Annotated in this window: 2 protein-coding genes; both read left to right on the forward strand. The window is 62.1% G+C overall.

Annotated elements, in window-relative coordinates; all coding sequences use genetic code 11:
- A partial coding sequence (clpX, locus tag EN742_RS29885; protein WP_128333606.1) for an ATP-dependent Clp protease ATP-binding subunit ClpX occupies positions 1–988 on the forward strand: 988 nt, incomplete at its 5' end.
- Positions 989–1261: 273 nt separating this feature from the next.
- The coding region (gene lon / locus EN742_RS29890; RefSeq protein ID WP_128333607.1) for an endopeptidase La at positions 1262–3062 on the forward strand (1801 nt) is incomplete at its 3' end.

A 3062-nucleotide genomic window follows, 5' to 3' on the forward strand; every position in this document is an offset into this window, starting at 1 on the left:
CTACAAGCGCCTCGCGCACGCCGGCAAGAACAACGATGTCGAGCTGGCCAAGTCCAACATCCTTTTGATCGGCCCGACTGGTTGCGGCAAGACGCTGCTGGCGCAGACGCTGGCCCGCATCATTGACGTGCCCTTCACCATGGCCGACGCCACGACGCTGACCGAGGCCGGCTATGTCGGCGAGGACGTCGAGAACATCATCCTCAAGCTGTTGCAGTCGGCCGACTACAATGTCGAGCGCGCCCAGCGCGGCATCGTCTACATCGACGAGATCGACAAGATCTCGCGCAAGTCCGACAACCCCTCGATAACCCGTGACGTGTCGGGCGAGGGCGTGCAGCAGGCGCTGTTGAAGATCATGGAAGGCACCGTTGCCTCGGTGCCGCCGCAGGGTGGCAGGAAGCACCCGCAGCAGGAATTCCTGCAGGTCGACACCGCCAACATCCTGTTCATCTGCGGCGGCGCCTTCGCCGGGCTGGACAAGATCATCTCGGATCGCGGCCGCAAGACCTCGATCGGCTTCGGCGCCACGGTCGCTTCGCCCGAGGATCGCCGCACCGGCGACATCTTCCGCCAGGTCGAGCCCGAGGATCTGCTGAAGTTCGGCCTGATCCCCGAATTCGTTGGCCGTCTGCCCGTGCTGGCGACGCTGGAAGATCTCGACGAGCCGGCGCTGATCCAGATCCTGACCGAGCCGAAGAACGCGCTGGTCAAGCAGTACCAGCGCCTGTTCGAGATGGAGAATGTCGACCTGACCTTCCACGAGAACGCGCTGTCGGCGATTGCCAAGCGCGCCATCGAGCGCAAGACCGGCGCGCGCGGCCTGCGTTCGATTATGGAAGCCATCCTGCTCGACACCATGTTTGAACTGCCGGCACTGGAAGGCGTGCGTGAGGTGGTAATTTCGGAAGAGGTGGTGTCCGGCAACGCCCGGCCGCTCTATATCTATTCCGAGCAGAAGGAAAAGAAGGGCTCCGTCAGCGCCTGATCGGGGTCCGGCATTTGAATTCTCTTGAAACGGCGCCGCGAGGCGCCGTTTTGCTGAGAGGGCGCCTTGCCTGGCCGATGGAGTAGGATGAACGGACCGTGTTTGCCCTTGATCTTTGCCGCTTACACATCCAACTAACAGCAGAAGGCCGTGGTGCCGAATTCTGTGCTGTAAAACTCCCGTCACAAACGGTGGTAGGCGGAACGATCCTCGGTCGTTAATATGAGATTCGCGGTTGGCTCAATTAGCGGCCGCGACATGAAAGGTTGGACAATGGCCAAAATATCCAGGGCTTCCGGCGACGGCGTCTTCGCGGTCCTCCCGCTGCGCGACATCGTTGTGTTTCCGCACATGATCGTTCCGCTCTTTGTCGGGCGCGAAAAGTCGATCAAGGCGCTGGAAGAGGTGATGGGTCAGGAAAAGCAGATCCTGCTTGCGACCCAGATGAACGCAGCCGACGACGATCCCGAGCCCGATGCGATCTACGACATCGGCACGCTCGCCAATGTGCTGCAATTGCTGAAGCTTCCCGACGGCACCGTGAAGGTGCTGGTCGAAGGCGCCTCGCGCGCGAAGATCGTTTCGTTCACCGATCGCCCCGACTTCCATGAGGCCCGCGCGTCGGCGCTGGTCGAGCCGGAAGAGGAGGAGGTCGAAATCGAGGCGCTCGCCCGCTCGGTCGTCACCGACTTCGAGAACTACGTCAAGCTGAACAAGAAGATCTCGCCCGAAGTGGTCGGCGCCGCCAGCCAGATCGACGACTATTCCAAGCTCGCCGACACGGTTGCCTCGCACCTCGCCATCAAGATCCCCGAGAAGCAGGAGATGCTGGCCACGCTGTCCGTCAAGGAGCGGCTGGAAAAGGCGATGGGCTTCATGGAAGCCGAAATCTCCGTCCTGCAGGTGGAGAAGCGCATCCGCTCGCGCGTCAAGCGCCAGATGGAGAAGACCCAGCGCGAGTACTACCTAAACGAGCAGATGAAGGCGATCCAGAAGGAGCTCGGCGAGGGCGAGGACGGCCGCGACGAGGCCGCCGAGATCGAGGCGCGCATCAAGAAGACCAAGCTCTCCAAGGAGGCCCGCGAGAAGGCGGAAGCCGAATTGAAGAAGCTGCGGACGATGTCGCCCATGTCGGCGGAATCGACCGTCGTGCGCAACTATCTCGACTGGATCCTGTCGATCCCGTGGGGCAAGAACTCCAAGGTCAAGCATGATCTGGCCTTCGCGCAGAACGTGCTCGACACCGACCATTTCGGTCTCGACAAGGTCAAGGACCGCATCGTCGAGTATCTCGCCGTGCAGAGCCGCCAGAAGAAGATCAAGGGGCCGATCCTGTGCCTCGTCGGTCCTCCCGGCGTCGGCAAGACCTCGCTCGGCAAGTCGATCGCCAAGGCGACCGGCCGAGAGTTCATCCGCATGGCGCTCGGCGGCGTGCGCGACGAGGCCGAGATCCGTGGCCACCGGCGCACCTATATCGGCTCGATGCCCGGCAAGGTCATCCAGTCGATGAAGAAGGCCAAGAAGTCCAACCCGCTCTTCCTGCTCGACGAGATCGACAAGATGGGCCAGGACTTCCGCGGCGACCCGTCATCGGCCCTGCTCGAGGTGCTCGATCCTGAGCAGAACTCGACGTTCATGGACCACTACCTCGAGGTCGAATACGACCTGTCGAGCGTGATGTTCGTGACGACGGCGAACACGCTGAACATCCCTGCGCCGCTGATGGACCGCATGGAGATCATCCGTATCGCCGGCTATACCGAGGACGAGAAGATCGAGATCGCCAAGCGGCACCTGATGCCGAAGGTGATCCGCGACCACGCACTCCAGCCGAAAGAATTCTCCGTCGGCGAGGACGCGATCCGCGGCATCATCCAGACCTACACCCGCGAAGCGGGCGTGCGAAGCCTGGAGCGTGAGCTGATGAAGCTCGGGCGCAAGGCGGTGACCGAGATCCTGAAGACGAAGAAGAAGTCGGTCACCATCACCGCCGACAATCTCGCCGACTATCTCGGTGTGCCGCGCTACCGTTTCGGCCAGGTCGAGGCGGACGATCAGGTCGGTGTCGTCACCG

Source organism: Mesorhizobium sp. M4A.F.Ca.ET.020.02.1.1, assembly GCF_004022645.1.
Classification (GTDB): domain Bacteria; phylum Pseudomonadota; class Alphaproteobacteria; order Rhizobiales; family Rhizobiaceae; genus Mesorhizobium.